Here is a 25,072-nt window from a genome sequence, read left to right as displayed (position 1 = left end):
AAACTATCCCTAGTGGAGCGCCTTTTTTACCAAAGCTGGAATTTGAGAAGGGCGCTCTGCAACAGGAATATTGGCCCGCTTAAAGGCGGCAATCTTACTCTCAGCCGTCCCGATTTCGGTGCCCAACTCAGCTACTTGGGCTGCAATAATCGCTCCCGCATGTCCCATGTGTTTGCCCTTAGGAACGGTGCGGCCCGCAAGGTAAGCAATCACTGGTTTGTCAATCACTTCCGCAATATAACGAGCGGCAACTTCCTCGCTGTCTCCCCCAATCTCTCCCACCAAGACAATGACTTCGGTCGTGTCGTCCTCGTCCAAGCTTTGCAACCATTGGGGGAACGAGGAGCCGACAATGCTATCTCCTCCAATACCCACGCCAATGGATTGCCCTAAGCCTGAGCGTGTGAGTTCTAAGGCAATTTCATAAGTGAGCGTGCCGCTGCGACTAATCAGACCGACTGGCCCAGGGGTGTAGAATTCCGCTGGGTGAGTTCCCAGCAACACATTCTGCCCCGGTACGATAATGCCAGGGCAATTCGGGCCAACAATCAGAGTGTCTGTCGCTTCTGCCTTGCGAGTCAAATGCACCATATCTAAGGGTGGCATCCCCTCAGTCACAATAATGATCTGTCGAATGCCAGCAGCGATCGCTTCTAGAGCTGCGTCTAGGATGAGATAGGGCGAGACAAACAAAATGGTGGTATCGACTGGTCCGACTGTGGGTAGCGCCTGCTCCACCATATTAAAAATGGGGATGTCCTCAAGCTGCTGTCCGCCATAGCCAGGGCTGATTCCCGCCACAATGTTGGTGCCGTAAGCCTTCATCAGAGGGGTGTATAGCTTGCCCAGTGGTTCTGTAATGCCTTGAACCAGGACTTTGCTGTCTGGATTAAAGTTCATATCTTTCTACCTACTGAAACGAAGCTGATCCCCAGATATAGCACCTGCTCCAAGTGCTGATCTACTTTGATTGTATGGGGTCAGAAGACCAGTAGTGACATCCAATTACCAATTGGTTAAAGGGAGCTTAGGCTTGTTTAGCATTAGACCTAGATGAGGAGACGACCTGAGCGATCGCCTCGTCTAGGCTCTCTGTGAGGGTAATTTGTTGAGCGGCCAATCGTTCTTTCGCAGTTTCAAAATCTGGCCCAACCAAGCGCACAATCAACCGTGGTATCCGCCCCGCCCAGTTTTTATTTTGCATGTAGGTCGTGATGGTTTGAGCAATTTCGTCACAGGAAACAATATTGCCTAGTAGATTGACCAAAACTACTCTGGCGCTTTTGTCTCGGAGGATCAGCTCTAATCCTTGCTCGATGCGTTCTGGCAAAGCGGCGGGCATGCGATCGCTATAGAAATCTCGACCAATGTTGAGTAAATTGGCGGGCTTACCTCCCGCTTGATGCACCAAGTCTAGAGTCGTCATGGTCAGACCTGCGCCATTGCAGAGAATGCCAATATTACCCTCCATCTCGATCAAGAAAGGCAGCTTGGCAAAGCGACGGTACTGGCCCGCTGACTGCGCCGCTGTCTCCTTCATGCGCTGACTGCGTTTGACGGCTAGCTGAGCTAGATCGGGATGGCGATGCAGAGCATCATCATTGGCCGTGACTTTGCCATCTAGGGCCATGACCTCGCCTTTAATGCTGATTCCCAACGGATTGATTTCTACCAAATCTAAATCTTTCTGGACAAACAGCCGGTACATTTTCTCGACTACGGCACTAATTGATTGAATCAGTGCTCCCTGGAGTCCCATCTTCAGCGCTAAGCGACGAGCATAGAACGGCGAGAATTCTTGATCGACCATCACCTGCTGCATTTTCTCCAGGGATGCTTCCAGTTGCACCCCGCCATGCTGAGAGCCCAGCAGCACCGGACGGCGAGCGGAGGGATCAATGGCGACTGCTAGATAAAATTCTTGATTAGCGTCATATTTAGCTTCGGCCAGCAGAACTTCAGGGTATTCCCCCATGATTGGCAGGTTAAAGATGGTCTGAGCCGCCGCGATCGCATCAATGGTGTTTTCCACGAACTTGATGCCCCCAGCTTTGCCCCGTCCGCCAGCCCGCACTTGCGACTTGAGCACAACAGGATAAGGAATTTTCAGGCCCTTCAGATCCTTGGGGTGGTCAATCCGTTGGGAGGACAGCACAGGGATGCCCATCTCCCGAAATAATTCCTTCGCTTGGTACTCTAGCAAATCCATGAGAGCCGAGAATGCCTGTAATCGGTGGAGAAAAACACTAAAAAGCGTGAAGCAACTTGGGTTTGAGCTGGAGCTGGCAGACTCGTTACTTCACACAGCTCGGTAAAGGCTAGTTTCGCTTATTTCTGCCGACTCTGCCAGTCTTTCGCCACACGGTCAATGCCATAGAAACGCTGCCAGAATTTATCGACAGCCCAAGTCGGTAAAAGTTTAGTCATGAGAAACAGCAAAATGCCCCCACCCGTAGCCGCTAGGTAACGAGGCCGAGGACGGCGATCGCTCAGTGCTTGAATAATTACGTCAGCCACTCGCTCTGCACTCCAAGCGCGACTGCTGGTTTGTTGCTCTAGCTTTTTCAGCTTCTCGAAAGCCGCGCGGTAAGGCGTGTTCTGGGGATCGGGAACTGCTTCCTCGACTGCCGTCGCTACCACGCCAAAAAAGTCAGTGCTGACAGGTCCAGGCTCCACCACACTGACTTGAATATTGAACGGCTCCAGTTCCATCCGGAGAGCATCACTCAACCCTTCTAGGGCAAACTTGGAAGCGCTATAGAGACCGCCAAAGGGAAACGCCAAGCGCCCGCCGAGAGAGCTGATGTTGATGATGCGGCCCCCGCCTTGATGCCGCATGACCGGAATTAGGGCTTGGGTTAAGGCCAAGGGACCGAGCAAATTGACCTCAAACTGGCGACGAGTGGCGGGGGCAGGAACCATCTCCAGGGGGCCCATCTGACCATAGCCAGCATTATTCACTAGAGCATCAACTCGGCCAAACTTGTCGATCGCTGTTTGGGCCAATGCCTGTCCTTGTTCAATTTGAGCAATATCCGTAGGAACCGCCAAAACCTCAGCTCCAGCTTTGCGGCACTCCGTAGCGACAATTTCTAGCTTTTCGGCGCTGCGAGCGGCTAACACCAGTCGAATACCGAAAAACTTTGCAGCTAAAACTCGTGCCAAAGCCGCGCCAATTCCGGTGGAAGCCCCGGTAATCAGAACGACTTGTTCGGCAAGCGGACAAGGATAAGACATGACCAACTCCAGTCAAGGTGTAAAGGTTGCAGGCGATCGCTCAGCCATGCTGCTGTCTAATGGATTGCCGCCCCATTTTGCAATGTTTGACTGAAATTTGTCTCTAGCAGACGTGGGATTTTGGCATACTCAGGTCTGACCTTAGCTAGACTTCTATGGTTTCCTAGCATGATTGCTGCGTCGCCTCATTACATTTACCTGCATGGCTTTGCCTCCAGCCCTCGTTCTACGAAAGCCCAAGATCTCCGCGATCGCTTCCAAGCGCTAGGCATTGAGCTAATAATCCCCGACTTGAATCAACCAGACTTTACCGATTTAACCCTAACCAGACAACTGCAACAGGTCTCAGCGTTACTCCCGGCAGATTCTACCCCTGTCACCTTAATTGGCTCTAGTTTCGGAGGTTTAACAGCAGCTTGGGCCGCTGAGGGGCAACCTCAGATTCAACGCTTGGTTTTACTGGCTCCAGCATTTCAGTTTTTAGACCACTGGCTACCGCGCTTAGGAGCCGCTCAAGTAGAACGCTGGCAAGCTGAGCAGTATTTATCGGTCTACCACTATGGCGAAGAGCGATCGCTACCCCTCAACTATGAATTCATTCGCGATGCGGCCCGATACCCAACAGCCCAACTGCGACGCCCTATTCCTACGTTGGTCTTACATGGCCGTGCCGATGATGTGATCCCGATCCAAGCTAGTCAACAGTTTGCAGCCCAGCGATCGTGGGTTGAGATGATAGAGCTAGAGAGCGATCATGCCCTTATCAACGTCAGCGAGCAGATATGGATCACTATTCAAAGGTTTTGCCAACTCAAGCCCTAGCGTCGAGTTTTGGCATTGAGATTAGTGGAGCCTTGACGCACCATCCGAATCGTTTGAGGCAGCACCCCCACCAAAAGCGCAAATGCTTCATCTGGTAACTGAGCTACTGTACCTGGGTCAAAATAATTGTCAAACTGATTCAAAATCATCTGTGCCCGCTGGAGGGGCACCGCATTATCTGTAAATTGTTGAGTTAGCCGAATCCATTGTCGGCGAATTAAATAAGCTTTTTGTCGTTCTTCATGAGCGTTAGGGTCTATGAGCGACAAATCTCCAACTGCAATTGCTTTTGTACAATTAACATCAAAGAATCCGCCTACAGCCGCACCAGGGCCAGCGAACTCGGCATGAAATTGTTTGTAAATAACTAAACCATTTCTGCGGCGGCTATTCACCATCAACAACCGTCCGCTGTTTAGTTGAGTGATAAATTCAGGTGAACTTGGGTGCTCAACAACAGCTCGGCAAGGGTTGGGATCTGGAATATTCATCCTTTGAATGTTTTGAGCTTCTGCGTGTTTGCCTACAGCACAGGTACGGTTGACGGGAACATCAACCTCGAAAGAGGCAGTCTGGTAGCGCTGCTGACTTTCGCTATCCATCAAGACTTACTCCTAGTAACTTCCTGTGGGCATGCACCCGAACCCAGCACAGACTAGCTAACTAACCATAAGTATGGCAAGTATGGCGATTAAAAATAATCTTGGTTAGTCGGCTATAACTTGACGTTAATTTTGTCTAATTTGCATTTAGGAGTCAAATGCTGGCTTCATACCCATATTCTATGGCATGCAATCAACCCTAGACTAATCAATCCTTAGGAGTAGCTTGATGCTCAAAAGTTGTTTGATGGGTCATAGTTTAAAGGGCATATAAAGATAAACAGAAGTTAAATCAAGAAAGAGTAAAGTTTCCTGACAAACTTGAATGGCTTGTCGTAGAAAATCAGCTTTTGTTAGGGAATTTAATCTGTCTTAGCAAAAATTATGCTGACTGCTTATAACTACAGAAGCAATGCAGAATAAACAGGCAAGTTCTGCATGCTTTTATTATTCACTACGTTTATTTTGCTAGTTAGGGTTGTCTTGGGCGCTCGAACGTGGCTAGCTCTAACTAAGCAATCTCGCAAATCTAGTTTGGTGCATTACTAACAGTACATGCCTATGTGAGCTGTGCTGCTGACATAGGGGTCAGGCGCTTGTGTAAAAACAGGCGTCGTGGCTGCCTTAGTAACCAAGCACTCCAACCTGGATCGGCTTGTTGCAGTTTGTAGCCTGTTTTGAGATAAAGCCGTCTGGCTTGATGATTATTTTCCAAAACATGGAGATAAATATCTTGAAAGCCCCAACTCAGGGCAATGCTCTCACAAGCAGTTAACAAGTGATGAGCCACCCCTTGCCGACGGTACTCTGAGCGAACCGCTAAATTGGAAAGATAGAGATATTTAGTTTGATGAAACTGGAACAGGTGCGCAGGGCGTAGCGCCATCTCCACCGTTCCCATTAAGGCATCACTCGGCGCTGAAGCGGACAAGTCCTGCTCGGTCGAAGTTTGCACAGCCACTAGACAAACATAATCCGGAACTGCAGACCGGAGGCGATTCCGCAAATCTTCATAAATGCCTAGGCGGAGCAGCGGGTACAACCAATGCATAAGGCCAGACCGAGGATGGAAACTATCGGCCAGAACGTCAGCTAGACCACCTAAATCTGTCAACTGAGCCACACGAATGCTGAAGTTGGCCGAGTCTAGTAGTCGTTCAGAAGAGGTTCGCTCATCAGACATTGAGGAATAAAAAGGAAAACTCACTGTTTTCAGGATACATAGCCAGTAAAGATCCTAAATTATTTGCCGAGACGAGGTCAGGGTTCTATCAAGGCTGCAATTCAGACTAGAGCCCTCCGCACCATAGCTAGCTTGTTAATTTTTGCAATTTTGGAACTGTATTAGGATTGTATGAGGAGTGCATTAACCTTGAGCTAAGCCTGGCTAAATCCTCAATTAGATTGGGCACCTTAACTTTAGATATTTAGATAGTCTTGCAAGACTCAGCTCTGATTGCACAAGTTGTACAGCAGAGCGTTCGCGTACTAACTACCATCATGATCGAGGTTTGCTCCTTAAAATTGTCACGATTTTTTCTGAGGAGTCCTATTTCAGACGGAATTAGTAAATCAGTACAGATTAGCAACTGGATTTTCTCGTCTTTGAGTATCGGGACTGTCGTCACATCTCTTTTCTTCAGAACTGGTAGCAAAGGACCGCAACCTAGGTTTGTGATGCGGGTCTTTGCGCTGCTGCCTTTGATGGGGGTGTCTCGTCAGCAACCTTCAAGTCTGCAATCTCTACCAAGAGTTTGCGCGGGACAAATACGAATTATCGCTTTAACTGTAGTGCAGCAACTTGGTGTCGATCAACTCACTGATGGAGCGCTCAGGTGTGCCGCTAGTCTGGCACAGCTCGGTTTTTCCTGTTTAAGTAACTCATATCCAGCGCGACGATTGTTGAACCAACTGCCTCTACAGCAGGAGAGCGGTGCATGAAACCACCAGAAAATAAGAAACCCAAAATTCTGGTTGTCGATGATGAACCAGACAACTTGGATTTGCTCTACCGAACTTTCCACCGGGAGTTCAAGGTACTTAGAGCTGAAAGTGCACCTCTGGCGCTGGATATTCTAGCCAATGAAGGGGATATCGCGGTCATCATTTCAGACCAGCGCATGCCCTTGATGAGTGGTACAGAGTTTCTGAGCCTCACAGCTACGCAATATCCAGATATTATCCGGATCATTTTGACGGGTTATACGGATGTGGAAGATTTGGTAGAGGCTATTAACTCTGGCAAAGTCTTTAAATATGTCACTAAGCCTTGGGATGATGAGGAGCTTAAAGGTGTAGTGCGGCAAGCAGTTGATACTCACAATGTGCTTAAAGCTCGCACCCGAGAATTGTGTCGGACGCTGCGTCAAGAATCTTTGCTAAACGCTGTTACGAATACAATTCGCAGCGCTCTCAATTATCGACAAATCATGCAGACGATTGTCGATACGATGGGGCAAATGTTTGAAGTGAGTTGCTGCGTTCTACGCCCCTTTCAAGACGATCGCATGGAGGATGAGTGGTTTGTTTATGCAGCTCGTTCTTATGGCGATACCCACTCAAATCACCACGCTCTAGAGAATAATGGTGCTGAGAGTAGTGCAGGCACACTGATCTCTGTGCCCAATGATGCTGCACAGCCAAGTACTAATGATTGGAGCTACCTAGCTCAGACTGTCTGGAAAACTCAGGAAGTCAAAATCCTAGACGATGTTGCTACGCTGAGCGATTCTGAATCGGAGATTCCAGATTTTAAGCTGCGTCAGCAGATTTATCGTGATGCGGATATTCGTTCTAGCCTGGTTGTACCTTTGATCTGCCGCCAAGAGTTGATGGCGGTGCTAGCGTTGCACCAAAGTGGTGAACCCCGAGTCTGGCAGGATGACGAAATTCAATTAGTAATTGTGGTGGCGGATCAAGCAGCCCTAGCTTTATCCCAAGCCCGCGCTTACGAGCAGGTCCAGGCTTTGGCCCAGCGAGAGGCGTTGGTGAATACGATTACCTCAGCAATTCGTTCTAGCTTAGATCCGCAAGATATTTTTGCTGCGATTACTCAACAGTTAGGTCAAGCCCTGCATGTGGATGGCTGTGCGCTGTCGCTGTGGACGGAAGATGATGAATATGTGCAGTGTGTGGGCTTGCATGACTCCAGCTCGCAGACGAGTGAGTCAATAGGCGAAGATTTGGTTAGCTTGCTGCCGACTCCTACAGTTGGTACCAATTCGCCGCTGAATTCACACTTATTTCTGGAAAACACCCAACTACCTTCAGCGGGTCATCCTCAAATAAACACTCGTCGGAGTGGAACATCGCTGGATGGATTAGAAGATGCGGGAGCGACTCTGCGGCATCTGCCCCAGTCACGGGTGCCGATCAAGGGGAATCCAGTATTACAGCATCTGTTGACTACCCAAAAACCGGTGGCCACTGAGGATCTGAGCCAGCATCCAGAGTTAAACGTAGTTGATTTACCTTTGCGATCGCCTGCCCGCGCTTTGTTGGTAGTGCCTTTGCTGTCCGATGGCAAGATTATTGGCAGTATTTCTCTGCGCCAAGTGCGTCACTCTCGTCGCTGGAAAGCTTCAGAGATTGATTTGGCTCAAGCTGTGGCAGCACAAGCCGCGATCGCTGTGCAACAATCCCGCCTTTACCAAAAAACTCGGCAGCAAGCGGAGCAGCTCATAGAGTTAGACCGCCAAAAAACTGAATTCTTTCAAAATATTTCTCACGAGTTTCGTACCCCGCTCACGTTGATGATTGGTCCTTTAGAATCGGCAGTTGCTCAGAAGGAAGGGTTGGCTGCTGACCAATCAGTAATCGCTTTGCGAAACTCGCGCCGCCTGTTGCGGTTGGTCAATCAATTGCTTGATTTGCAGCGACTCGATGCTGGGCGAATGCAGCCGAGCTTCCGACCTTGCGACCTGACAGAGTTTGTTAGTCAGGTGGTGGAGTCGTTTCAGCCTTACTGCGACAAGAAAGAAATTACACTGCTGACTGAGCTAAAAGACTGCCCTGCCATCTACCTTGACCTAGAAAAATTTGACAAGGTACTCTACAACCTCTTGTCCAATGCCATGAAGTTTACGGCAGCGGGCGGGAGAATCACAGTATCGATGCAATTGGCTGGCGATCACTGCCTGTTGCAGGTCAAAGATACCGGGATCGGCATTCGTACCGATCAAATTCCGCACTTGTTTGAGCGCTTCCGACAAGCTGAGGGCTCTGCGAATCGGAGCTATGAAGGAAGCGGTTTGGGCCTTGCTTTGGTGAAAGAACTAGTTGAGCTGCACGGAGGACAGATCTCAGTTGAGTCTGTGTATGGCGAAGGCACGACTTTTACTGTTTGGCTCCAGACAGGTCTGGCGCACTTGCCAGCAGAGCAAGTCATCGAAGTCGCGACAGAAGCCCAGATGAGTCGTGCTGCTGTCGAGCTGGCTGATATTGAAGCTGAACGGTATGAAAAGGATGAGAAAGCGTTACCTATACCAGAATCAGACCTCACTGGACTAGATACGGTTGTCGGTAAAATTGCCAGACCCGGACAGGAGAAAACTGCTGCTGCGGTAGCCTCACTCAGTAAGGTTCTAGTTGTAGATGACAATCCAGACTTACGAACTTATGTTTCCAGGGTATTGCGGCAAGCGGGCTACCAAGTGTTGACTGCTCGCAATGGGGGTGAGGGCTTCAAGGCGGCTCAGGCGCAGCACCCAGACTTGATTGTGACCGATCTGATGATGCCGCTGGTGTCTGGACTCGACATGATCCAAATGCTGCGGGCTTCTGAGACTTTGCGCGGCACTCCAATTATTCTGCTGACTGCGAAGGTCGATGAAGATACCCGGATTGAGGGAGCGGAGCGGGGTGCAGATGCGTACCTATCTAAACCTTTTAATGATCGAGAGTTGTTGGCAGAGGTGCGGAACTTGCTCGCCTTGAAAGCGAATGAGCGAAGAGTAGCAGAGCTGAATACTTACCTGACAGAGTCTGTCCTACGACGGTTCTTGCCACCAACGATGGTGCAAAAAGCTGCAGCAGGTGATTTATCCCTAGATTTACGGCCTGAACCGCGCCTTATAACGGTTTTATTTAGCGACATCATTGGCTTCACCCAACTGTCGAATACGTTGCGATCGCGCCGCGTGGCAGAATTGCTCAACGAGTACCTGGCAGAAATGACCCAGGCCATTTTTGACAATGGTGGTACCGTAGATAAGTTTATGGGAGATGCGATTCTGGCTTTGTTTGGGGCTCCTGAGGAACTAACCCCCAACGAGCAAGTGCGGCGGGCGATCGCAGCGGCTCGGCAGATGTATCGCTCACTCGATCAACTCAATCAGCGTTGGCAGGAGCAAGGGATTAGTCAAGTTCAGTTCCGCTGTGGTATCCATCAAGGAACCGCTGTGGTGGGTATGTTTGGTAGTGCTGACCGCGCTGACTACACAGCCATTGGCCCCAGTGTCAATATTGCTTCGCGCATCCAAGAGGCAGCGGAACCTAATTGCATTCTGGTTTCTGCGGCAGTAGCGGATTATTTGGAAGAAGAAGAAATCACCAAGTTCAGCCCGCTCAAGTTAAAAGGAGTGGATGAAACGGTATTGACTTTTGCCCTTAACCCAGAAGCGAAGTCGCAGGAGTAGTGACGAAACACGCAGCAAAAAGCAGCAACGTACTGTTACAGCATTTTTTGAGCCCGTTTGACGAAGTTGATGAATTCATCCCAACCATTGAGGCCACCATTGACCAGTCGTCTAACTTGTTCCCAATCAGAGTTTTGGGCAGCCTGATCGACTCCGCGATCGTAAAAATACAACGCTAAAATTTCGGCAGCAGTTTTGGGGTCGAGGGCCAGGTCTGGATTTTCTTCTAGCTGGCACCCTAGCTTTTGCCCATATTCTCGATAATTCGCTCGTCCCGTGATTTGCACAAAACCACGTCCGTGGTAGCGGGCTCCGTCGCCGGGTTGAGTGTTGCCTAAATCATCCCGGTATTCGTACATGCGGGTGAAATAATCGTCGTCTCCCCACTCATGGATCGGGCGGAAACCTCCTGTTTCAACGCCGATGGTGGCGATCGCGGCAATTAAAGTAGGACGATTGAGCAACTGACGCTGATGAAATGCTTGCAAAACTCCCGGTAAGTAAGCCTCCAGATCACTCAGAGAGCAGTCCAAAATATCCGCTACCTGTCCTGGACCTAGCATCTCCAGCAACGGGTTGCAGTTAGGAATCGTTTTTGCTTGAATTAGCTGCTTAGCAATCTCTGGCGTGAGGTCGTCATTTGCCGCGTTAAACGCTTTACAAAAACGCGCGATCGCTGCGGCAGTTAAAGGTCCACACCGACCATCAGGTTCACCAATGGGCATTTGTAAGTCGCGCAAACGAACTTGAATCTGCTTCACTAAATCTGCATCATGCGCGACCTGATTCAAGGTTAAGGTAGCAGGTCCATTGCAAATATCTTGTAACCGCATTAAACATTTTCCCAGCTTTGCTCCGATTATCTCGAAAAAGCAAATTCAGATTGAGAATCGTTAGAATTTTTATCGCCTAGCCTTTATCTCGTTTGACCATGACCCCTTTAATCGATCCCAGCGCTCAAAACCAGTCTGCTGATTGGCGTCGCCACGCTGATCCGCCCAACCTTTGGCTGGCTGTCCTCTCTGGCTCCATCGTGATCCATGTGCTCTTGGCGTTGACGCTGCGGTGGTGGTCTATTCGAGTCGCGATAGCTCAACCTTCAAATGTCAGTTCTGCACCCATTGAGGTAGTAGATATTGCGCCCGAAACAGCGTCTATAGAAGCTGAAGCCACCGCTCCATCCGCCTCAATCGCTCAAGACCCTGTGACTGATTCGGCACCACCTCAAGCCGATGACGGAGTTGCCGTCTTGGAACCTGGGGTAACTGCCATCCTCCCAGAGTCTGTAGAGGCTACGGTCCCGTCACCCACGGTCCCATCTCCTAGCCCTTCGCCTCCTGTATCGCAGCCACCGCAACCATCCTCGGCCACTCCACCAGCATCTTTACCGTTTACTCCACCTGTCTTACCCAACCCCCAAGCCAGTCCCGAACCCAGCCGCGATCCAGAGCCAGAAGCAAATGTAGTACCCCCGCCAGCTGATAATAATCAGGCACCTGTAGCGCCGGACAATGGGAGTGAGGCACCGACAGAATCTAATATCCCACCCGAACAAAACTCGGAGGATACTGGGGCTTTACCAGCACCTGAAGGCCAAACAGGAACTGCTCAGGAAGGTAGCGGAGATCCGTTGGGGAATCCTGACAGTGCTTCAGAAGAATCGGAAACTGAATCAAACCCTTTACCTCTAGAACCCACAGTTCCAGGCTCAGCACCCGCTCCGACTGATGGTGGTTTGGATGAGCTAACTGGTCAAGTATCTGTTCCTCAAAATCAAGCTCCTGTTGGATTTCAAGCTAGTCTAAGTGTCAGCGACCCTGAAGGTGTAGGAGACATTCCCGATTCCCGCGCTGAGCCTAAAGTCACCAACCAAACCTTTTTCTCAGATGCTTCGGGTTTTGGCTGTCCACTCAAGCCTGAAATTGCTCGTTATTATGGCGAGCTAGTAGAACTAAGAATCACGATCGATGAGCAAGGGCGTGTTTCAAATCGAGAGGGAGAAATAGCGGTCATAAAGCCTAGTGCGAGTCAAGCCTATGACGAACTAGCCAAGTGTGTGATTACTTCTTGGGATTTTACCCCAGCTTCTAACCTTACAAAGGAGAATGAAAAATCTGAGGTTTCTAGTAACCTAAATGTGAGTATCACGATCAACTTAATTAATTGAACGAATTTTTGGTTTGAAATTTTTAATGCTCGTGCTATCCTAGTTGAGGCTTGATTGCAAACGATAGTAAGGCTGACAATCAAGCAAAATTCAATCGCGGGTGTAGTTTAGTGGTAAAACCATAGCCTTCCAAGCTATTGATGCGAGTTCGATTCTCGCCACCCGCTTACCAAATCAGGAACTTAAATCTCACCCAGCGACAAATTAAGAATGGTGCGATCGCGCCCAGCAGTTTTGGCATGGTAGAGAGCTTTGTCAGCAGCCACCACTAATTCCTCAGGAGAAATCTCTGGATTGGGAATCGTACTAGACACGCCCAAGCTAAGCGTCAAGCGATCGCCAATCAAAGAATTAACGTGAGGAATTTCTAAATCTTTAATACTTAAGCGAATCGCTTCAGCCACCCGAACCGCCCCTTCCGCTTCTGTATTGGGCAAAACTATCACAAACTCTTCTCCGCCATAGCGAGCGACCAGATCGGCAGGACGCTTGACCGCTTGACTCAAGGCTTGAGCTACTTGCCTTAGACAGCGATCGCCCTCGCAATGGCCATAAGTATCGTTATAGGCTTTGAAGCAGTCAATATCACAGAGGATTAATGAAAGAGGCGATCGCTCACGGGCCATTCGCCACCATTCCTGCGCCAGATATTCATCAAAGTGCCGCCGATTTGCCACTTGAGTGACGCTATCTAAGACTACGAGGCGATATAGCTCTTGGTTGGTAACTTCTAGTCTTTGATAAAGCTTATTTAACATCTGAGTAGCGAGTTCATGAATTTGAGACTGCGCCACGAGCAATTGATGTACATCCAGCAACTTGTAAGTGTGCGGCTGAAATTGCACCAAAATTGGTTCTGCTAAAAGTTCGGGCGATCGCTGCAAGGCTTGACGGGCTGCTACCACAATGGCAACGTCACTCGGAAACATTAAAAAATCTTCTCCCGTAAAGCGATACAACGCTCTTAGCGGTCGCCTTAAAAACAGTTCCGACCCATAGGGTCGACTGAGATGTTCTAAGAAGCGCCGCCGAGAAATCATCCCGATAAAGCGCCCTGCTTCCATCAGAATCACCCCTGGTAGCAAAGGATTCCGATGGAACGCTTGCGCTACCTCTTCTCCCGGCTGATGGGGCTCAACTGCAAAGTCATATAGGGTTAATTCTGCTAAAGTTGACTCCAGCTTCAGATTTCGCCCACAAATGTCTGACAACAGGGGAAGCAATCGGGAGTGGGAGGCGCTAGACATAAGGATCAGTAAAAGTTCCTGGAATTAGGGAAGATACTAAGATCTGCTTGTCTATGTAAGACGCGTCTAAGCTTAAGGAGATGCGTCAGCTACTGCTTTAGTAAAGCTTGAATGCTGCGAGCTTGAACTGAATTTAAGCTTAACTTTTCTAGCTTCGTTACACCCTAGTCCTGACAACTGAAACTGAACCGTAGTTAAGAGCTTTCAGGTCTAGAGCCCTTTTGCTGACCTGAAGCTCAATAGTTAACGATAGAGTGAACGATGGTTGCCTTCAACCGTAGTCCTCAGACTCAACTCCAGGTTCAGCTGTCATGGATACTACTTCTGAAACTACTTCTGAAGATACCTCACCTGGATCTTCTGGTGGCAAATTCACTAAAAGTGCCTGTAGCTTCATGCGATGAATATAGGGCCAACCTCCCTCAGCTTCTATGTCCCGTAACAATGCATAGAGCGCTTGGCGATTGGTCGGTAGCGAATCTTGAAAAAAACTGTCACTAATTTCTCGGTGCAAGCTTTCCAGTAGTCGCAGGAGAGCTAAGAGAGTTAAACAGTCACCCTCATGGCTCTGAGCCGAAGTTCTTACTACCTGAGCGATCGCGGCAAAGTCGGGCCTTAGCTCCGATGCCACCTGAATATTGTCATCCATCACCATTTAATCCTTGTGGGCTGCGTTTCAATCAATCGCAATTGGGTCAACCCAACTTTACAGGAGTCTTTATACCAAGCTGAATGAGAATGTACTGCTCAAAAAGTACTCCGACATTCCAGGTGAAAATCACTCAGCTTGATCCCCATTCACTCAAACAATTGTGATTTGCTTACCACCTCAAGCGAAAGGCGATCCAAGGACGTGTAAAATGCTGTATTAGGTCTTGGCCGGACCATTGCGAAAATCATAAGAATCCAGCTAAACCTGGCAGTGGTTCAAAATTCTCCTGGTGGTTGCGGCAGCACGCCCAAAACAGAGCGCAGGCGTTTATGAAGTGTGGCCGTTTTGCCTCAGGTTGGTTGCGGGCCATCACCCTACTCGCTTGAGTGCCTGAAGCCCAAATTTTAGATTGCCCTGGCAGGGATTTATAACATTGGTATTGAGGTTGACTATGAGGTATCGTGCTTTAATCGTTTCACTCCTGGCTTTGTGCTTGGGTGTGCTGACTGCTTGTAGCAGTGGGCCAAGTACTACCGTGAACCGAGATCTGCTCACCTACGAGCAGATCAGAGGAACTGGTTTGGCAAACACTTGTCCCCAATTAGATGAGACCTCACGTGGGTCCATCACCGTGGATACGGGTAAGTCTTACACCCTAAATAGCCTGTGCTTACAGCCAGTTGACTTCTTTGTGAAGGAAGAGGGTGTTAGCAAGCGCTCCCAGGCTGCCTATAAGCCTGCGAAGCTAGTGACCCGTCAAACTTCTTCTATTGAAGCCGTCAGCGGCGCACTTGAACCCAATGCTGATGGCAGCTTCACCTTTAAGGAAGAAGATGGTCTCGACTTCCAAGCCATTACCGTGCAATTGGCTGGTGGTGAGCGGGTGCCTTTCCTATTCACCATCAAAGGGTTAGTCGCGCAGACCCAGCCGGGTTTGAATGGTGTGATCAACACCTCTACTGACTTCGAAGGTAAATTCAAAGTCCCATCCTACCGGACCGCTAACTTCCTGGACCCCAAGGGCCGTGGTTTAGCAACAGGTTATGACAACGCTGTTGCGTTACCCGCTCAAGCTGATAGTGATGAACTACGGCGCGAGAACGTGAAGAGTTTTGATGTTGGTAAAGGTAAGATTTCTCTCCAAGTCGCTAAGGTGGACAACACCAGTGGCGAGATTGCTGGCACCTTTGAAAGTGAGCAGCCTTCGGAAACTGACATGGGTTCTCGTGAACCTGTAGAAGTTAAGATCCGGGGCATCTTCTATGCTCGTCTGGAGCCAGGCCAAGCCTAAGGCAGCGATCGCTGTTCTGTAGCTGTACCACTAAAGTAGATTGACGCTTTGGTACTCAGCTAGCAGCAAACTACATTGGCATAATATTGGCAGAAAGAGGGGTGAAACACCCCTCTTTTGTTATGCAGCAAGGACTATGAAAGTAGGCAGAATTTACTGAAATGGTGAGTAGGGAAGGACAGCTCAAGCCACGCTTGCCTCTGCCATCGATTGAACTCAACCAGGAAGAAAATGAATGCGATACTCACTCTTGAGTCAATTTCAAGGAGTACTCGTAGGCGCGGCGATCGGAGAACTTTTAGGCGTAGCTTGGGCAGCTCACTTGTCTCAACAAGACCAAAGTGAGCTAGCCCAGCCTCAGCTTTTTTTGGGTCATCCTGAGCGCCAAGCTCAGCAACTGCTAGCTTCCGAACTCCTTAGCCCCTCAGCCCCAGCATGGGGCCGCCTAGCGGTATTAGGAACTCGGAGTCTGGTGGAGCGAGGAGAGTTGGATTTAGCAGATTGGCAGCAGCGCTTCCAGTCAGATGTTGAGCTTGGGCATCCAGATGGGTCAGGAGCCGAAGGAATAGCGATCGCCAGTCTACCGATCGCCTTATTTTTTCATGAGGATGAAACCAAACTCCATCGAAAGCTAAGCCAGCTTTACCAGTACGCTTCCCTGCCTCCCGGTTCGATTCTGAACAGTGCTGTTCTGCCTAGCTTCGTGCTGAGTTTGGCGATCGCTCAAGCCTTACAGAATCAGTTGCAGCCCCAAGAGTTAATTCCCCAAATCATTAATGCCTTAACTCGCTTAGAGGCCCAATCCGCTGATCCGATTGCCGACTCAGAGACTATCGCTGTATTGATGCAGCAACTGGCTCAAGTGCAAACCTTGATACAGCAGAACGCCAGCTTGGAAATGGCGCGATCGCAGTTATGCCAGCCTCTGCAAGCTACAGCTTTGCCAAACGCTCAATTCGTTTCACCGATGATGGCAGCACTTTATTGTTGCCTGGCGACACCCCAGGATTGGCATTTGGCTGTTTTACGCTCCTTGCAGATGAAAATTTCACCACAGTTAGTGGCAACCCTCACAGGTGCTTTGGCTGGGGCTTACAACAGCTTGGCTGGCATTCCGGTGGTTTGGCGGCTAGCCCTCGATCGCCAACACTCTGGAATTTCTACACTTAAATCAGTTTGGCAGGTGGTCGAGTCCGAGGCAGAGGTGATTGAATTAGCGACTCACTTGCTAGCTACCTGGTCGGGCACTTATGATACACAAAAGTTTCCAGTTAAGCGCTGTCAAGTTCCGGCGATCGCAGCTCCTCGTGTCATTCGGCCCCGTTAACTTTACCCATTCACCTCTATTGTTCATCGCCTCGATTGTGATGGTGTCCCCCACTCACCTTCCTCTATGAACCGAGTAGCATGAATAAATAAACCAAGCGGGTGCTGTCACAAACTTTACAGACAGCTTCTAACCAGGGAAACCAGTTCATGCACACAATAAATTTTTTACCTGCTCGTTTGCATTCCACCTCACCCTCTCGCTGGTAGACCCTAACTACTATGAGAGCGATTCAATTGTTGATGCGGCGGGCAGAGCGGCTGCATAGACGGTATCGAAATGAAGGGTGGCGTGTGTACGTGGCAGACGTATCGCGTAAGACGTTCGGTCATGCTTTGAGCCAAACCTGGAATCGGCAACCCCTCACTAGTGCCGCAGCAGGTCCGCGATCGCCCAACCATCACCGTCATCGCCCTCCGGCTATGGTCTTCGTGGCTGTTCTTTCCTTAACGAGCACCATTGGGTACCGTTTCTATAACGAACCGAAGCTAGACGTCGGTACAGCAGCGCCCCAGACCATTCGAGCGCCCTTTAATGCCAGTGTAGAAGACCCTAAAACCACAGAAGAAAAGCGTCGAGAAGCCCGGACTGGCGCGGTGCCAGTGTTAGCGCTAGATGTGGCGGTGAATCAACGAGTGCAGCAGGCTTTAGATCAAGCTTTAAAGCAAGGCACTGAACTGCGGCGCATGGCTGGAACTTTTCCGTTTGTCCCTACTATTAGCCTATCTTTGCCTACGCAAATCTACTTACGCCAAGCTGAAGAGTGGGAGTGGCGCGCGGTTTTAGAAGCTGTGGAGCCTCCTACTGTTAATAACTCAGGGCTGGAGAGTAGTACTGACCCAAGCTTGAATGAATGGCTAAACCCAAGCAATCCTCTCCTGAATGCAGCTCAGCAGCAAGCGATCGCTGAGTTGCGTAGTTATCGCCAAACTATACCTGCTGAAGACTTTGCTGCCTTCGTGGAAGTCATTGCTAAAAGTCGTTGGAGTTACCCGATTGCTCTAGCCGCCTTATCCAACACAATCACCTCAGATTCGGAGGCTCTTTACAACGCCACCCTATTTAACTTATCGGATGCAGAATGGGAGAGCGCTCAAGCGAACATTCGCCAAGTTGTGACACGCATTTTGGCCCAAGGCATCTCCCCAGGCTTACCTAAAGCCATTTTGCAAAACGCGGTAAAAGTGCAAGTGAGGGGAGTCGTTCCAGAGCCAGCAGTGGCGATCGCAATCAATCTTTTGCCCAAAGTTTTAGAACCTAATCTCACTCGCGATCCCGAGCAAACTAAGCTCCGCGCCGAGCAAGCAGCTCAAGAAGTTAAGCCTGTTTTCGTCACCGCTCAGCAAGACGAAGTAATTGTGAAAGAAGGGCAGGTGATTACCCAAGCTAACTTTGTCTTGCTAGACTACTTCCGCTTGAGCCGTCGGGAAATTAATTGGCTCGGCCTGCTGGGTTTCGGTGGGCTGATGACTGGGGCGGTAGGTCTTGTTTGGGTGGTAGAGCGACGATTTCACCCAGGGTTGCGGCAGCGAGACCATCTTTTGCTCCTGGTTCTAACTTTAAGTGCTCCTCTGCTAGGAATTTTTGGCATTTCTTCCACCAGCCTGCCCGCGATTGGTTTGTTAGTGGGTAGTTTCTACGGTTCTGCCTTGAGCGTGGCAGTTGTCGGCTTACTGGCAGCGCTAGTGCCACTAGGATTGGAAGTGAGTTGGAGCTACTGGTTAGCTAGCACTGTTGGCGGTCTACTAGGCGGCTTGATTGCGGGAAGATTGCGATCGCGGGAAGAACTCGCCCTCTTAGGTGGTGTGGTCGGTCTGACCCAAGGTGTCGCCTACCTAATTCTGACTTTAACTCTGAATGCAGCTTCTGGCCCTGTCTGGTACCTCGTACTTAGTGGAGCCATGCTGCATGGATTAGCTGGGGTGGCTTGGAGTGTAGTGGCGCTAGGACTTAGCCCCTACTTGGAACACTTGTTTGATCTTGTCACCCCCATTCGTCTAGCTGAACTCTCTAACCCAAATCGTCCCTTGTTGAAACGGTTAGCTTCTGATGCGCCCGGAACCTTTCAGCACACCTTGTTTGTATCCACCTTAGCCGAAGCTGCGGCCAGAGCCTTGAGCTGCAATGTGGAACTGGTGCGGGCTGGAACTTTGTATCACGATATTGGCAAGATGCACGATCCCTTGGGCTTCATTGAAAACCAAATGGGTGGCCCCAATAAGCACGACACCATCAACGACCCCTGGAAAAGTGCTCAACTGATCAAGAAGCATGTGAGTGCGGGGGTAGTCATGGCGCGCAAATGCCGTCTTCCCAAAGCTATCCAAGCTTTTATTCCAGAACACCAAGGCACGATGTTAATCGCCTATTTCTATCACCAAGCGCAGCAGCAAGCCAAACAAGAATCTACTTGCACCGTCGATGAGTGCGACTTCCGCTACGACGGCCCCGTTCCCCAATCCCGCGAGACTGGGATTGTCATGCTAGCCGACTCTTGCGAAGCCGCCTTGCGATCGCTCAAAGATGCTAGCTCGGAAGAAGCCCTCTCCATGATCAACAAAATTCTGCGAGCCCGCTGGCAAGACAATCAGCTAGTGCACTCGGGTCTGAGCCGGGAAGAAATGAACCAAATCGCCGAAGTCTTTGTCCAGGTTTGGCAACAATTCAATCACCAACGCATCGCCTACCCCAAAGCCGTTTTATCAGCAAAGTAGTATTGCGTCGGCACCCTACCCTTAGTCCTCTCCTCATGCCTCTTTGGTAGTTGCCCCAGTGGAGTCGATTTTCAGCGCTTTAACTAAAGGGGTGACGCCTTGCTCGATCCAGGTGTTGGCGATCGCGGCTTCTACATTAGCAGCTTCTTGGCTACTCGTGAGGGCCAGTAGGGTAGGACCTGCCCCGCTGATTACAAGACCGTAGGCTCCTGCCGCGATCGCGGTATCTTGGACGGCATTGTATCCAGGAATGAGGGTTTGGCGATAGGGTTGGTGGATGCGGTCTTGCAAGGCGGCTCGCAACCATTTACCGTTGCCAGTTTCTAGGGCACGGACGAGTAAGCCGAGATGAGCGGTATTGAAGATGGCGTCGGCGCGGCTATAGTCGCTGGGCAAGACCCGGCGAGCTTCAGCAGTGGAAAGTTCAAAATTAGGAATGGCAACGACAGGCACGATATCGCTGTGCCAAGGAATTTCACAGATTTCCCATTTCCCTTCCGAGGTGGTAGCGGCAAGACGACAACCGCCAACTAAGGCAGGCACCACATTATCTGGATGACCTTCCATCGCGATCGCTAGTTGCATAACCTCGGCTGCGGAAAGAGGCGAACCTGCGAAAGCATTTGCTCCAACCAATCCACCTACAATCGCCGTTGCCGAACTGCCCAAACCACGAGCCAACGGTACTCCCAGTTGAATATTGATTTCCACAGGCGGCGGCGTTTGGCCCAAGTGTTCGTAGAGTTTCACAAAAGCTTGGTAAGCCAGATTGCTCTCGTCTCTATTAACGCGATCGGCTTCTAAACCTTCCACCGTAATATCGACCTGCTGTTCTGTATTGGTTCGCAGTTGAGCAAATTGGAATTGGTTGTAAATCGTTAAGGCGGCACCCAAACAATCAAACCCTGGCCCAATGTTGGCAGTAGTAGCTGGAACCGTAACAGTAACCGTAGAACTCAACGACATTACAAATACCTATTAGCAGCGATCGCGAAACATTATTTCTCGCAAACCTGATCATAAAGCCGTTGAGGCACCTTAATTTCCAGACAAAGGACTACACAAGCAATAAAACCCTTTTTGGAGGGGGTCTGGGGGACGCAACCGTCCCTCAGCGGGGGTTTGGGGGCAAGCGCCCCCAAGCTCTTGGTTTTACTTCCGAAAGTTAGAAATTGTCATGATTCGCCAAAGCCACCTTCAACTTATCCAACACTTCAACCACCGGAATCGAACCCAACTCCCCATTGGTCCTTGTCCGAATACTGAGACTATTCGCCTCCACTTCCTTCGCTCCAATCACCGCCATCACCGGGATTTTCTCCTTCTCAGCATTGCGAATCAGCTTGCCCAGTCGCTCACCGCTCAGGTCCACCTCTGCCCGAATGCCGAGCGATCGCATCAGGTTGACTACATTCTGAGAAAACTCCACCTGATCTTGGCTCACAGGCAACAAGCGAACTTGCTCCGGCGCAAGCCACAGCGGGAAGTCACCAGCATATTCCTCAATCAAAATCCCGATCAAGCGCTCTAAGGAACCAAATGGAGCCCGGTGGATCATCACCGGACGCTGACGAGTGCCGTCTTCTGCCACATATTCCAGGTCAAAGCGCTCAGGCAAGTTGTAGTCTACTTGGACCGTTCCGAGTTGCCATTCGCGATCGAGCGCATCTTGGAAAATGAAGTCGAGCTTCGGTCCATAGAACGCGGCTTCTCCGATTCCCTCGAAGTAGTTCATGCCCAAGGTTTCGACGGCTCTCCGAATTGCTCCTTCTGCCTTGTTCCAGACCTCATCCGAACCCATGTACTTGTCAGAAGCGGGGTCACGGAAACTGAGGCGCGCTTTAAAGTTTTGTAGCTTCAAACTCTTGAACACAGACAAAATCAAATCCACCACGCTCAAGAATTCTGCATCCAATTGTTCGGGGGTGACGAATAGGTGCGAATCATCTACTGTGAAGCCGCGCACACGAGTCAAGCCACCCAACTCACCCGACTGCTCATAGCGATAGACCGTGCCAAACTCGGCCAAGCGCATCGGTAAGGTGCGGTAGGAGCGCAATTCGCTCTTATAGAGTTGGATGTGGAAAGGACAGTTCATTGGCTTGAGCACGAAGCCTTGCTCTTCAGCTTCCGCTTGCTCATCGTCCGCCATCATCGGGAACATGTCTTCCTTGTATTTCTGCCAGTGCCCCGAAGTTTTGAACAAATCCACTCTAGCGATGTGCGGAGTAACAACGGGCAAATAGCCCCGTTTCAGTTGTTCCTGCTTGAGAAAATCTTCTAGGGTAAACCGCAAGAGCGTGCCCTTGGGAGTCCATAAAGGCAAACCAGGACCGACAATATCGGAGAAGATAAACAGACCGAGTTCTTTACCCAGCTTGCGGTGGTCGCGTCTGAGGGCTTCTTCTTTGCGGCGTTTGTACTCAGTTAACTGCTCTGGAGATTCCCAAGCAGTGCCATAAATGCGTTGCAATTGGGCCTTGGTTTCGTCACCGCGCCAATAAGCCCCCGCTACGCTTTCTAGTTCGATCGCGTCGGGCTTCAGTTCGCCAGTATTTTCAAGGTGGGGCCCTGCGCACAAATCCCACCAATGCTCACCCAAGTGGTAGATCGTGATTGGGGCTTCCAGACCTTCCAGAATTTCTAATTTGTAGGGTTCGTTAATTGCTTTGATGCGCTGCTCTGCTTCTTCGCGGCTGACTTCTTCGCGCACCACAGGCAATTTGCGATTAATGATTTTCACCATCTCTTTTTTGATGGCTTTGAGGTCTTTCTCAGTAAAAGGTTCGGGACTATCAAAGTCGTAATAAAACCCGTTGTCAATCCAAGGGCCAATCGTGACTTGCGCTTTGGGAAACAGCTTCTGCACCGCCATTGCCATCACATGGGACGTGGTATGACGAATCTTCTTCAAGGCTTCAGATTCGCTGGTGCGAGGTAAATGTATTTTTTCGGCTAGTCCTGAAGAAGGAGCTTCTGAAGAAGGCATCTGCTGCTGAATCATTCGAGGAATATCTTGACTTGCAAGGGTTCGATTGGGATCAGAGGGAAATCATCCCCTATAGCCTCTATCTTACCGATCGCCCTTACCTCCTCGTCACCCCAAGCAAGCGAAAGAAATTTCGAAAAATATTACAAAACGTAAATGAAATTAAGATTATTATGGTTAATAAGATAGAAATCTCTTTTCATACATGTTTAGTTCCAACTTGCCTGAACCGAATTTATTAAAAACTGTTCTACAACCGCTATTGGAAGACTTTCAATACTGGTTTGAGCGATCGCAAGTGCTGCTCGAAACAGAGGAAATTCGATTTTTAGGCGCAGAGAAGCAAGCTGATTTGCTAGCACGAGTCAAGCAGGCTCAACAGGAAGTTCGCACGACTCAAATGTTGCTTCAGGTGACAGGTGGTCAGGTAGGCGTAGAAACAACAGTCTTGATGCCGTGGCATCAGCTTGTCACCGAATGCTGGCAAACCACCATCCGTTTCCGTTTGGAACGCTCTGCTGGCTACGAAGGAGTAGATTAAGCTGCAAGAAATCTGAGAAACTATTGGCAATGAAGCTCAACATTGCCTGGGACCAACTGCTGTCTGCTCCACTTTCCAGCTTGGTTCCATTTCGAGCAAAATTTGCGAACTTGCTGGTGAGCTATTAGGCTGGGAGGACCAAAATTATGTTGCACCTGCTTTACGTTATTGCTTTTACCATTCTGGCGTTTTTGGCGATCGCGAATCTAATTCGCAACATGCTAACCCTAGGAATGGAATCTCAACGGAGTTATGCTCCTGCCGGATGGTCTGCTGGCAATGGTGCAGCGACTTCACGGCCTCGACCTGTACCACACCCAGAGTTTCTGGATGATGCGGGCAACGTGATCAACGAGCCGCTACTGGTCATGCGTTCTATGTCTGTAGAAGATGCCCGTGAGCATTTAGATGCACTTTATGATTCTTCCCCTGGCAACAGCAATAGTGGCGATACTCGGGAGGAGAGTTAGAAACCAGGAACCACCCTACCCCAGCTTTTTTAGGCAGCCCTAAAGCGGGGATGGGTTTTCAAAACGCTTGGTTCAAATCGCTGTACCCACTGCACAAAGGACTCCGTCATAGTGCTGGTGGGTTCTGCTTGCTGAATTAACAAAGCCATGTAGCGAGCTGGCTGCTTCACCACAACGGCACAACAGTCAGGCCCTTGAATGACCGCATGATGGAATCCTTCTAGCTGGAGTGAAGACATCAGCAGCGATCGCAAACCAAGGGCTTGAAAAATAGTCTGCACCCAACTCATATTGCTGCTCTCTCCAGCCGTAAAATATTCCTTGGGTAGACCGTTCAAGTCAAAAATTGCCGCCCCAACAATACTGTTACTGTAAGCAGCATATTCATCTTGATCCGGGGGGGTAGGCTTGGCTCCAGATGCAGGATTGGAAGACATAGTGAGCTCACTTGGGCGATCGGTGACTGAAACTGAAAGATAAAATCAACAGCAACAATTTCAGGATGCCCCTTAATTGAGTTGTAACGGTGGGCTTGGAAGCGCGGCGAATTACCTCTGCACTTCGCGCCTAAGCTTAGGTTACAAAATTTGGCTCTGTTGAGACGACCGTAAAATTGCTCACTTCCAATTTTGACACTGTAGCAGTTTGGTGAGCCTGCCTAAGTTTTTAATCAATCAGTTGCCTTGCGTGGTTCAGTTACACTAAGAGCATCTAGCAATCCTTACATATCCTGCAATGGCGGCGAATTTACCTGATCCCATTGGTACTTCCCCAGCAAAGCCGAACTCCACAGTCGGTACCCGCATTCGAAATTTACTCATTGTTCTAGTCGCGATCGCCCTGAGCGTTGCTGTTTTCTTTGGGTTGCAAACTCAAACTACCTCAGTTTCGCTCAATAGCTTGGCCGAGGAAGCAACTCCCCTAGAAGTAGCCCTCAAAAATGGCAAGCCAACCTTAATGGAGTTCTACGCCAACTGGTGCACGAGTTGCCAGGCGATGGCCCCAGAAATTAATGCTCTAGAGCAGCAATATCAAGGCCAAGTTAATTTTGTCATGCTCAACGTAGATAACACTAAGTGGCTACCAGAAGTCTTGCACTATCGGGTAGATGGCATTCCTCATTTCGTGTTCCTCAACCAGGATGGCCAAGCCATTGCCAACGCCATTGGAGAGCAACCTCGTACGATCATGGCAGCTAACTTAGAAGCTCTAGTTTCAGGATCTTCACTGCCCTATGCTCAGGCTAGCGGTCAAGTTTCAGCTTTTAGCACAGCAGTCAAACCAACTAAACCTGCTGGTGATGACCCTCGCAGTCATGGCAGTCAAGTTGTAAACTAACTGATTTGGCTTATATTCCTAACATCTCGCTTGGCAGCC

At 49.7% G+C, this 25,072-nt stretch carries 20 protein-coding genes and 1 tRNA gene; 10 read left to right on the top strand and 11 right to left on the bottom strand.

Annotated features, from left to right (window positions below):
- Positions 1–9: 9 nt before the first annotated feature.
- From H6F72_RS10030 to H6F72_RS10020, 3 genes are all read right to left on the bottom strand, one after another.
- The gene (locus tag H6F72_RS10030; RefSeq protein ID WP_190434175.1) at positions 10–900 is read right to left on the bottom strand and encodes a CoA-binding protein; all 891 of its coding nucleotides are present in this window, start codon (positions 898–900) and stop codon (positions 10–12) included.
- A gap of 127 nt (positions 901–1,027) precedes the next feature.
- Positions 1,028–2,209: a succinate--CoA ligase subunit beta gene (locus H6F72_RS10025; protein WP_190434174.1), complete on the bottom strand. Its 1,182-nt coding sequence runs from the start codon at positions 2,207–2,209 to the stop codon at positions 1,028–1,030.
- A gap of 119 nt (positions 2,210–2,328) precedes the next feature.
- On the bottom strand, positions 2,329–3,237 hold the full coding sequence (locus tag H6F72_RS10020) for an SDR family oxidoreductase (protein WP_190434173.1): 909 nt from the start codon (positions 3,235–3,237) through the stop codon (positions 2,329–2,331).
- 168 nt (positions 3,238–3,405) lie between these two features.
- Here H6F72_RS10020 and H6F72_RS10015 point away from each other — a divergent pair, with 168 nt between their 5' ends.
- The gene (locus H6F72_RS10015) at positions 3,406–4,059 is read left to right on the top strand and encodes a YqiA/YcfP family alpha/beta fold hydrolase (RefSeq protein WP_190434171.1); all 654 of its coding nucleotides are present in this window, start codon (positions 3,406–3,408) and stop codon (positions 4,057–4,059) included.
- Here the strand turns inward: H6F72_RS10015 and H6F72_RS10010 are convergent.
- The gene (locus H6F72_RS10010; protein WP_190434168.1) at positions 4,056–4,661 is read right to left on the bottom strand and encodes a hypothetical protein; all 606 of its coding nucleotides are present in this window, start codon (positions 4,659–4,661) and stop codon (positions 4,056–4,058) included. The two genes, H6F72_RS10015 and H6F72_RS10010, sit on opposite strands and share 4 nt — an antisense overlap.
- A 559-nt stretch (positions 4,662–5,220) precedes the next feature.
- A complete protein-coding gene (locus H6F72_RS10005) occupies positions 5,221–5,844 on the bottom strand; it encodes a GNAT family N-acetyltransferase (protein ID WP_190434166.1) in 624 nt (207 codons plus the stop codon).
- 754 nt (positions 5,845–6,598) lie between these two features.
- Between H6F72_RS10005 and H6F72_RS10000 the strand changes: the two genes are divergently transcribed.
- Positions 6,599–10,297: a response regulator gene (locus H6F72_RS10000; RefSeq protein WP_190434164.1), complete on the top strand. Its 3,699-nt coding sequence runs from the start codon at positions 6,599–6,601 to the stop codon at positions 10,295–10,297.
- A 35-nt stretch (positions 10,298–10,332) separates the two neighbouring features.
- Here the strand turns inward: H6F72_RS10000 and H6F72_RS09995 are convergent, their stop codons facing one another.
- A complete protein-coding gene (locus H6F72_RS09995) occupies positions 10,333–11,130 on the bottom strand; it encodes a glycoside hydrolase family 19 protein (protein WP_190434162.1) in 798 nt (265 codons plus the stop codon).
- 98 nt (positions 11,131–11,228) lie between these two features.
- Here H6F72_RS09995 and H6F72_RS09990 point away from each other — a divergent pair, with 98 nt between their 5' ends.
- Together H6F72_RS09990 and H6F72_RS09985 are read left to right on the top strand one after the other, a co-directional pair.
- On the top strand, positions 11,229–12,464 hold the full coding sequence (locus tag H6F72_RS09990) for a hypothetical protein (protein WP_190434160.1): 1,236 nt from the start codon (positions 11,229–11,231) through the stop codon (positions 12,462–12,464).
- 96 nt (positions 12,465–12,560) lie between these two features.
- Positions 12,561–12,631, top strand: a tRNA-Gly gene (locus H6F72_RS09985).
- Between the two features lie 15 nt (positions 12,632–12,646).
- Here the strand turns inward: H6F72_RS09985 and H6F72_RS09980 are convergent.
- Positions 12,647–13,711 carry a diguanylate cyclase domain-containing protein gene (locus H6F72_RS09980; protein ID WP_190434157.1) on the bottom strand — a complete coding sequence of 355 codons (1,065 nt, stop codon included), beginning with the start codon at positions 13,709–13,711 and terminating at the stop codon, positions 12,647–12,649.
- A gap of 271 nt (positions 13,712–13,982) precedes the next feature.
- On the bottom strand, positions 13,983–14,360 hold the full coding sequence (locus H6F72_RS09975) for a hypothetical protein (protein WP_190434154.1): 378 nt from the start codon (positions 14,358–14,360) through the stop codon (positions 13,983–13,985).
- A gap of 454 nt (positions 14,361–14,814) precedes the next feature.
- On the opposite strand from H6F72_RS09975, the gene H6F72_RS09970 reads away from it, so the two are divergent.
- From H6F72_RS09970 to H6F72_RS09960, 3 genes are all read left to right on the top strand, one after another.
- Positions 14,815–15,654: a photosystem II manganese-stabilizing polypeptide gene (locus tag H6F72_RS09970; protein WP_190434151.1), complete on the top strand. Its 840-nt coding sequence runs from the start codon at positions 14,815–14,817 to the stop codon at positions 15,652–15,654.
- Positions 15,655–15,889: 235 nt separating this feature from the next.
- Positions 15,890–16,981: an ADP-ribosylglycohydrolase family protein gene (locus H6F72_RS09965; RefSeq protein WP_190434149.1), complete on the top strand. Its 1,092-nt coding sequence runs from the start codon at positions 15,890–15,892 to the stop codon at positions 16,979–16,981.
- Between the two features lie 221 nt (positions 16,982–17,202).
- Positions 17,203–19,695 (top strand): HD family phosphohydrolase, encoded by a 2,493-nt coding sequence (locus H6F72_RS09960; protein WP_190434147.1) that lies wholly within the window; start codon positions 17,203–17,205, stop codon positions 19,693–19,695.
- 33 nt (positions 19,696–19,728) lie between these two features.
- On the opposite strand, the gene thrB is transcribed toward H6F72_RS09960, so the two are convergent.
- Together thrB and thrS are read right to left on the bottom strand one after the other, a co-directional pair.
- Positions 19,729–20,661, bottom strand: coding sequence for a homoserine kinase (thrB, locus tag H6F72_RS09955; RefSeq protein ID WP_190434145.1), 933 nt, complete (start codon positions 20,659–20,661; stop codon positions 19,729–19,731).
- 199 nt (positions 20,662–20,860) lie between these two features.
- Entirely contained in the window at positions 20,861–22,684 is a 1,824-nt protein-coding gene (gene thrS / locus H6F72_RS09950; protein ID WP_199298981.1) for a threonine--tRNA ligase, read from the bottom strand.
- A gap of 205 nt (positions 22,685–22,889) precedes the next feature.
- On the opposite strand from thrS, the gene H6F72_RS09945 reads away from it, so the two are divergent.
- Entirely contained in the window at positions 22,890–23,225 is a 336-nt protein-coding gene (locus H6F72_RS09945) for a DUF2605 domain-containing protein (RefSeq protein WP_190434141.1), read from the top strand.
- Positions 23,226–23,371: 146 nt separating this feature from the next.
- Entirely contained in the window at positions 23,372–23,695 is a 324-nt protein-coding gene (locus H6F72_RS09940) for a DUF2973 domain-containing protein (RefSeq protein ID WP_190434139.1), read from the top strand.
- 29 nt (positions 23,696–23,724) lie between these two features.
- On the opposite strand, the gene H6F72_RS09935 is transcribed toward H6F72_RS09940, so the two are convergent.
- Positions 23,725–24,132, bottom strand: coding sequence for a hypothetical protein (locus H6F72_RS09935; RefSeq protein ID WP_190434138.1), 408 nt, complete (start codon positions 24,130–24,132; stop codon positions 23,725–23,727).
- A 298-nt stretch (positions 24,133–24,430) separates the two neighbouring features.
- On the opposite strand from H6F72_RS09935, the gene H6F72_RS09930 reads away from it, so the two are divergent.
- On the top strand, positions 24,431–25,033 hold the full coding sequence (locus H6F72_RS09930; protein ID WP_190434136.1) for a thioredoxin family protein: 603 nt from the start codon (positions 24,431–24,433) through the stop codon (positions 25,031–25,033).
- Positions 25,034–25,072 lie beyond the last annotated feature (39 nt).

The organism is Trichocoleus sp. FACHB-46 (assembly GCF_014695385.1).
Lineage (GTDB): Bacteria > Cyanobacteriota > Cyanobacteriia > FACHB-46 > FACHB-46 > Trichocoleus.
This window is presented reverse-complemented; position numbering and strand designations above follow the sequence as displayed.

Excerpts from the sequence above, each read along its gene's own strand:
- H6F72_RS10030 (WP_190434175.1), bottom strand. The coding sequence starts at position 900 with ATGAACTTTAATCCAGACAGCAAAGTCCTGGTTCAAGGCATTACAGAA.
- H6F72_RS10025 (WP_190434174.1), bottom strand. The coding sequence starts at position 2,209 with ATGGATTTGCTAGAGTACCAAGCGAAGGAATTATTTCGGGAGATGGGC.
- H6F72_RS10020 (WP_190434173.1), bottom strand. The coding sequence starts at position 3,237 with ATGTCTTATCCTTGTCCGCTTGCCGAACAAGTCGTTCTGATTACCGGG.
- H6F72_RS10015 (WP_190434171.1), top strand. The coding sequence starts at position 3,406 with ATGATTGCTGCGTCGCCTCATTACATTTACCTGCATGGCTTTGCCTCC.
- H6F72_RS10010 (WP_190434168.1), bottom strand. The coding sequence starts at position 4,661 with ATGGATAGCGAAAGTCAGCAGCGCTACCAGACTGCCTCTTTCGAGGTT.
- H6F72_RS10005 (WP_190434166.1), bottom strand. The coding sequence starts at position 5,844 with ATGTCTGATGAGCGAACCTCTTCTGAACGACTACTAGACTCGGCCAAC.
- H6F72_RS10000 (WP_190434164.1), top strand. The coding sequence starts at position 6,599 with ATGAAACCACCAGAAAATAAGAAACCCAAAATTCTGGTTGTCGATGAT.
- H6F72_RS09995 (WP_190434162.1), bottom strand. The coding sequence starts at position 11,130 with ATGCGGTTACAAGATATTTGCAATGGACCTGCTACCTTAACCTTGAAT.
- H6F72_RS09990 (WP_190434160.1), top strand. The coding sequence starts at position 11,229 with ATGACCCCTTTAATCGATCCCAGCGCTCAAAACCAGTCTGCTGATTGG.
- H6F72_RS09980 (WP_190434157.1), bottom strand. The coding sequence starts at position 13,711 with ATGTCTAGCGCCTCCCACTCCCGATTGCTTCCCCTGTTGTCAGACATT.
- H6F72_RS09975 (WP_190434154.1), bottom strand. The coding sequence starts at position 14,360 with ATGGATGACAATATTCAGGTGGCATCGGAGCTAAGGCCCGACTTTGCC.
- H6F72_RS09970 (WP_190434151.1), top strand. The coding sequence starts at position 14,815 with ATGAGGTATCGTGCTTTAATCGTTTCACTCCTGGCTTTGTGCTTGGGT.
- H6F72_RS09965 (WP_190434149.1), top strand. The coding sequence starts at position 15,890 with ATGCGATACTCACTCTTGAGTCAATTTCAAGGAGTACTCGTAGGCGCG.
- H6F72_RS09960 (WP_190434147.1), top strand. The coding sequence starts at position 17,203 with ATGAGAGCGATTCAATTGTTGATGCGGCGGGCAGAGCGGCTGCATAGA.
- thrB (WP_190434145.1), bottom strand. The coding sequence starts at position 20,661 with ATGTCGTTGAGTTCTACGGTTACTGTTACGGTTCCAGCTACTACTGCC.
- thrS (WP_199298981.1), bottom strand. The coding sequence starts at position 22,684 with ATGCCTTCTTCAGAAGCTCCTTCTTCAGGACTAGCCGAAAAAATACAT.
- H6F72_RS09945 (WP_190434141.1), top strand. The coding sequence starts at position 22,890 with ATGTTTAGTTCCAACTTGCCTGAACCGAATTTATTAAAAACTGTTCTA.
- H6F72_RS09940 (WP_190434139.1), top strand. The coding sequence starts at position 23,372 with ATGTTGCACCTGCTTTACGTTATTGCTTTTACCATTCTGGCGTTTTTG.
- H6F72_RS09935 (WP_190434138.1), bottom strand. The coding sequence starts at position 24,132 with ATGTCTTCCAATCCTGCATCTGGAGCCAAGCCTACCCCCCCGGATCAA.
- H6F72_RS09930 (WP_190434136.1), top strand. The coding sequence starts at position 24,431 with ATGGCGGCGAATTTACCTGATCCCATTGGTACTTCCCCAGCAAAGCCG.